Genomic DNA, 6,019 nt, shown 5'->3' with positions numbered 1-6,019 from the left:
ATCAGCCGCCATGGGCTCTACACCCCCGGTGACCTGGGCCCTATCTACCGCCATCTACGCGGTGTTTACCAAGACCTCTACCAGGACCAGACGCAGATGAGCGTGCTGGACTTTGGCAGTGAGGCAGGCGAACTGGCCGGCATGCGCCGTGAAGATGCCGGAGCCGGTTTCGCACTGATGCTCAAAGACACATCGACCCAGGGCCAGCTGCGCATTTATAAGGGCGACCACCCCGATAGCGCAGTCGTAGCGACCTACGACACATACGATCCACGCGTGCGCCCCTGGTACGCGCCTTTTGCCCGGTCCGGCAAGCCCGGCTGGTCAGAGATCTATGCCAACTACGACGAGCGGGCCGAGATCACCATCTCGGCCGTATCCCCCGTCAAAGTGGGTGGGAAGCTTATCGGTGTTCTGGAAGCCGATGTCAAACTGGATGGCTTGAACCAATTCCTGCGGGATGAGCCCTTGCGCGGCACCGGCATCATCGCCATCACCGATCTCGAAGGGCGCCTGGTGGCGTATTCAGAGCCCGGCTCGGTACTGGCCGATGGCCATACCGGCACACCGCGTGGCGAGCGCCTGCGCCTGCTGGAAGCTAACAACCCGGTGCTGCGCACCGCCGCGCAAGCCGTCGCCCAAGCCCCGGCAAAAACCCCCCACAGCTTCCAGCTGACGGTCAACGGCCAGCTGTACATCTGCCGGGTGGCACCGTATTCGGACCTCCGCGGGCTGAGCTGGCGCATCGTGACCTTGCTGCCGGAGTCCGATCTGCTTGGCGATATACGCGCCTCCAGCCAGCGCAGCCTGGTGTGGATTGCGGGCTTTGCGGGTCTGGGTTTTCTGCTCGGCCTATGGGCCATTGGCTGGGTGACCCGCCCCATCCAGCGCACCGCACAGGCGGCCAACCGGCTGGCGCTGGGCCAGTGGGACACAACGATAGACCCAGGCAGCGCAGTGCAGGAAACCAACACGCTAGTGCAGGCCTTCAATGCCATGGCGCAGCGCATGCAACTGTCGTTCAACGGCATGCGCGACCTGCTGCGCTACGACAGCCTGACCCAGCTTTTGACCCGGCGCGGCCTGCTGGAAGATGCGCAGTGGACCGACACCAAACCGGCAGTGCTGTGCCTGCTGGGGTTGGATGGCTTTCGCGCCATCAACGACAACGTCGGCCACGGCACCGGCGACCGGCTGCTGCAAGCCATTGCCCAACGTCTGCGCAACCAACTGCCGGGCCAGGTGCTGATTGCGCGCGTTGGTGGCGATGAATTTGCCTTGCTGCAGTTAGATACCGAGCTGGCGGCGGCGGACTTTGGCGCGCGCGTCAGCAGCCTGTTTGCCACGCCGTTTGTCTCGGGCGACGACGAGGTCACCGTCACCGCCTCGGTCGGCGTAGTCGCCGGAGATTTGCCGGCCGATGCCCTGCCCGAATGGCTGCGCAATGCCAGCGTGGCGCTGGGCGAAGTCAAGCGTCGGGGCCGTGGCGCCTGTGTGGTGTTCACGCCGAACATGATGGAGCAGTCGCTGCAGCAGGCCCGTCTGGCCAGCGAGCTGCGCCACGCGCTGGAGCAGGGGCAGTTCATGGTGCACTACCAGCCGGTGGTACAGATGGCCAGTGGCCGCATCAGCGGTGTCGAGGCGCTGCTGCGCTGGCACAGCCCGACGCGCGGCATGGTGCCACCGGCCATCTTCATCCCGATCGCCGAAACTTCGGACCTGATCCTGGCGCTGGGCGATTGGGTGCTGCGCACCGCCACGCGTGACATTGCCGAACGCCTGGATCAGTTGCCGCCGGACTTTGAGCTGCATGTGAATGTATCGCCGCGCCAGCTGATCCAGTCGGACTTCAGCGCCACTTTGCAACTGGCTTTGCGCGACAGCGGGCTGGGGCCGCAGCACCTGACCTTGGAATTGACCGAGTCGGTGCTGATCGAACAAGACAGCCAGACCGAAGAGCGGCTGCGCGAGATCCGCGCCCAGGGCGTGAAGATTGCCATCGACGACTTCGGCACCGGCTATTCCTCGCTGGCCTATCTGGGCCGGCTGCCGTTCGACTGCCTCAAGGTAGACCAGAGCTTTGTCCGCAACCTGTGCAGCTCGCCACAAGACGCATCGATTGTGGCGGCAGTGCTGCATATGGCGGAGGGCTTTGGTGTCACCGTCGTGGCCGAGGGGGTGGAGACCGAGGCCCAGGCGCAGCGCCTGTGGCAGATGGGTTGCAGCCACGCCCAAGGCTACTGGTTTGGCCGACCGGTGCCGCTGGAACAACTCGACTGGAACGCCCGTGCCCTGTTCGACGGCGGCACCGGAAATTCATAAGAAATAGGCCGCCAGCGCTTATTCCACCTGCGCAAGAAGCTATTAAATTAATAGCCGCTTGCATCCGGCTTCACATCTGGCCCAGGCCGCCATTGGCAAGGATCTCGGTGGCCGTGATTTCTTCCCAGGTACCGAAGCGACCCAGTAGCACCGGCATCTGGAAGCCAGCAGCGTGGACGCTGGAATTAGACATGCCGATGCGGGCGTGCATAAAACCATTCCGCACGATGCAATCGCTACCAGTCTCATGGCACCCGCATCGCATCGGCACAAAAGGGGAAAACCTTTATCCCCGGCTTAGCGAAATGGACTGATACTAGGTTTGGGCCATTCAAATGGATGGTCTGTGGCCTTGACCTGGTCCAGATTGACAGATAACCGGAGGACATTACGTGAAACCATCTACCCTCATCGCATCTTTAGCCTGTGTGCTGGCCGTGCCGTTTATGCAGTTGGCCCATGCCCAAGACAAAGCCACGGCGGCAGAAGCCACGGCCATGGTCAAAAAAGGGGTGGCCTTTATCAAAGCCAATGGCAAGGAAAAAGGCGCCGCCGAAATCAGCAACAAGTCAGGCGAGTTCGTCGACCGCGACTTGTACCTGGTAATTTACGCGCTCGACGGCACGGTCCGTGCCCATGGTGCCAATGCAAAAATGGTGGGCAAGAACCTGATCGACCTGAAGGATGTGGACGGCAAAGAGTTCGTCAAGGAGCGTATGGAACTGGCCAAGACCAAGGGTACGTTCTGGCAGGACTACAAGTTCACCGATCCCACCACCAAAAAGATTGCTCCCAAAAGCATGTACTGCGAAAAGCTCGACGATGCCGTGGTGTGCGGCGGCATTTACAAGTAAGAGCACTTCAGGCCCTGAAAGAGCAGAAGCTCTGGCTGGACCCACGATCGGCCGCCGCGCGGCCACACCGAGGAAGCGCTTATGAAATTAGGTTTGAAATTATTGGCAGCGCCTTTGTTAACCGCCGTGGTGGTACTGTTTGCCGGGCAGATCAACGCGCAGCTGATGGGCCAGGAAACCAGCAAAGGACTCGCCAGCTCCGCATCCAGTCTGGTGGACTTCAAAACCATCGCCCAGGTGCAATTGCAGCTCGGGCAAGTGCATTCCAGTGTGTACAAAACCCTGACGCTGATCGGCTCCATGGACGATGCCAAAACCAAGGCCTTTCGCACCGAGCTTGCGGCCCAGCTCGATGGCATCAAGCGGGTAGCGACCGCGTTGGTGGGCAACGAAAGCGGTAACGCAGAATTGCAGGCCTCCGTCGCCAATCTGGGCAAACAAATCAGCAGTTACGGAAAACAGACCGACTCCGCCATCGACCTCGCCTCGGTCGACCCCAACACCGGTGTGGCTGCTATGCAAAACGCCGATGCGACGTTTTCCAGCCTCAACCAAACGCTATCTGACATCGTGGAGCGCAGCGAGACCCAGTCCCGCGCGGCCATCGATGCCTCGCAGCAACGCTCACGCCAAACCAACCTCTGGCTCGGAACACTGGCCTTGGTGGTGGCCGGTATCGCCGTCGGACTATCTTGGCTGGTCCAGCGCAAGCTGGTGAGCGAACTTGCCCGGGCGGTAGAGGTGGCGCATGGTGTGGCTGGTGGCGACCTGCGGGTAGACGCATCCAGCGACCGCACCGACGAAGTGGGCGACCTGATGCGGGCGCTGGGCAGCATGGCGGCGCAATTGAACCAATCGATTTCCACGGTGTTCGACTCTTCCGAGTCGATTCGCCTGGCCAGTGCCGAGATCGCCACCGGCAATAAAGACCTGGCGCTGCGCACCGAGCAAACCGCCTCTAATCTGCAGCACGCGGCCTCCTCGACCGAGCAGCTGACCAGTACCGTGCGTCAATCGGCCGACTCTGCGCACCAGGCCAACCAACTCGCAGCTTCGGCCACCGCCGTGGCCGTACGGGGCGGCGCAGCCGTGGAGCAGGTTGTCAGCACCATGGAAGAGATCAACGTTAGCGCCCGCAAGATTGCCGACATCATCGGCATCATCGATGGCATTGCCTTCCAGACCAATATCCTGGCCTTGAATGCTGCGGTGGAGGCCGCCCGTGCGGGCGAGCAAGGCCGTGGATTTGCCGTGGTAGCGAGTGAGGTGCGCAGCCTGGCGGGCCGCTCGGCCGGTGCCGCCAAAGAAATAAAAATGCTGATTGATATTTCGGTCACCAAGGTCAATTTGGGTTCGCAGCTGGTGGCCGATGCGGGCAAAACCATGACCGAAATTGTGAGTTCGGTGCGCCGGGTATCGGACATGATTGGCGAAATATCCAGCGCATCCTCCGCACAGACCGACGGCATCACCCAGGTCAACACCGCGGTCACCGATCTGGACCAGATGACACAGCAAAACGCGGCACTGGTCGAGCAATCGGCCGCCGCCGCCGAAAGCCTGGGCGAGCAGGCAAACCGCCTGGCCCAGCTGGTCGCGACCTTCCGGCTGACCGGCATGGCGCAAACTAGCTCGCCCCATCGCCCTGCACTACTGCCCGCCGCTTAGAACGACGTCCGCCAGCTTCACATCTGACTCATGCCGCCGTCGGCAATGATCTCGGTGCCGACGATGAAGCCGGACTCGGGCGACACCAGGTGCAGCACCGTGGCGGCGATTTCTTCCGGGGTGCCGAAACGGCCCAGCGGAATCTGCGTCTGGATGCTGGCGGCCATGGCTTGCAGTTGCTCGGGAGTCATTCCCAACTTCCCGTACAGCGGCGTAGTCACCGGGCCGGGGCTCACCACATTGACGCGCACGCCCTGCGGCAGCAGCTCGGCCGACAAGGTTTTGGCCAGCGAAATCAGTGCGGCCTTGCTCGCGGCGTAGACGCTGGAATTCGGCATGCCGATGTGGGCGTTGATCGAGCCATTCAGCACGATGGAGCCACCGCGCGTCATCAGCGCGGCCAGGCGCTGGATCAGGAAGTACGGGCCTTTGACATTGGTGTCAAAGCTGCTGTCCCACAGCGCTTCGTCGATCTGCGCCAGCGGGCCGAACTTGGCGACACCGGCGTTGATGAAGACGCCGTCGATCACGCCCATCTGCGCTTGCAGCTCGGCCACCAGCGCGGCCTGCGCCGACACGTCACCGGCTTCGCTGACCAGGGCCAGCGCGTTGGGGCCCAACTCGGCCTTGACCCGGGCCAGGCTGTCGGCATCGCGGCCGGTAATCGCCACACGGGCGCCTTCGCGGGCAAAGGCGATGGCGGCGGCTGCGCCGATGCCACTGCTGCCACCGGTGACCAAAATATTTTTTCCTGCAAAGCGGTTCATGGTATTTCCTTCGGTTGGTTCGTTGATGTCTTACGGGGTTCTTCAACCCCACTGCAGGGCTGATGGATCAAGTGTCTGACGATTGACCCGCTGACACGCGCCATAATCTCGATGAACTCATGCGAAACTATCGAACATGTTGAGCCTGGAAGATCTACAGCTGCTGGAAGCCGTGCGCGCCACAGGCAGCCTGTCGCGCGCCGCCGAGCGCCTAGGCAAGGCCGCGTCCACCGTGTCGTATGCCGCGCGCCAGCTCGAAGACCGGCTGGATGCGCTGCTGTTCGACCGCGCCGGTTACCGCATCGCACTCACCCCCGCGGGCCTGCTGCTGGTCGAGCAAGGCGCACAGCTGCACGCCCAGGCGCGGCGCCTGACCGAGCGCGTCAAGCAGGTGGCGCGCGGCTGGGA

The 6,019-nt window shown here is 62.5% G+C and carries 6 protein-coding genes; 4 read left to right on the top strand and 2 right to left on the bottom strand.

Annotated features, from left to right (window positions below):
• Window positions 1-2,322, top strand: a 2,322-nt coding sequence (locus tag ABI213_RS16065; RefSeq protein ID WP_348027838.1) for an EAL domain-containing protein, incomplete at its 5' end; no start/stop codon positions are given.
• Between the two features lie 70 nt (window positions 2,323-2,392).
• On the opposite strand, the gene ABI213_RS16060 is transcribed toward ABI213_RS16065, so the two are convergent.
• Window positions 2,393-2,533 carry a hypothetical protein gene (locus ABI213_RS16060; protein ID WP_348006061.1) on the bottom strand — a complete coding sequence of 47 codons (141 nt, stop codon included), beginning with the start codon at window positions 2,531-2,533 and terminating at the stop codon, window positions 2,393-2,395.
• 181 nt (window positions 2,534-2,714) lie between these two features.
• Between ABI213_RS16060 and ABI213_RS16055 the strand changes: the two genes are divergently transcribed.
• Together ABI213_RS16055 and ABI213_RS16050 are read left to right on the top strand one after the other, a co-directional pair.
• Window positions 2,715-3,176, top strand: coding sequence for a cache domain-containing protein (locus ABI213_RS16055; RefSeq protein ID WP_348006062.1), 462 nt, complete (start codon window positions 2,715-2,717; stop codon window positions 3,174-3,176).
• A gap of 81 nt (window positions 3,177-3,257) precedes the next feature.
• Window positions 3,258-4,844 (top strand): methyl-accepting chemotaxis protein, encoded by a 1,587-nt coding sequence (locus ABI213_RS16050; RefSeq protein WP_348027836.1) that lies wholly within the window; start codon window positions 3,258-3,260, stop codon window positions 4,842-4,844.
• A 17-nt stretch (window positions 4,845-4,861) separates the two neighbouring features.
• Here ABI213_RS16050 and ABI213_RS16045 read toward each other — a convergent pair whose 3' ends face one another.
• Entirely contained in the window at window positions 4,862-5,611 is a 750-nt protein-coding gene (locus ABI213_RS16045) for an SDR family oxidoreductase (protein ID WP_348027834.1), read from the bottom strand.
• 136 nt (window positions 5,612-5,747) lie between these two features.
• Between ABI213_RS16045 and ABI213_RS16040 the strand changes: the two genes are divergently transcribed.
• A partial coding sequence (locus ABI213_RS16040; RefSeq protein ID WP_348027832.1) for a LysR family transcriptional regulator occupies window positions 5,748-6,019 on the top strand: 272 nt, incomplete at its 3' end.

The organism is Rhodoferax sp. (assembly GCF_039922535.1).
Lineage (GTDB): Bacteria > Pseudomonadota > Gammaproteobacteria > Burkholderiales > Burkholderiaceae_C > Rhodoferax_B.
This window is presented reverse-complemented; position numbering and strand designations above follow the sequence as displayed.

Coding starts and splice junctions, on each gene's coding strand:
- ABI213_RS16060 (WP_348006061.1), bottom strand. CDS start 2,533: ATGCACGCCCGCATCGGCATGTCTAATTCCAGCGTCCACGCTGCTGGC.
- ABI213_RS16050 (WP_348027836.1), top strand. CDS start 3,258: ATGAAATTAGGTTTGAAATTATTGGCAGCGCCTTTGTTAACCGCCGTG.
- ABI213_RS16045 (WP_348027834.1), bottom strand. CDS start 5,611: ATGAACCGCTTTGCAGGAAAAAATATTTTGGTCACCGGTGGCAGCAGT.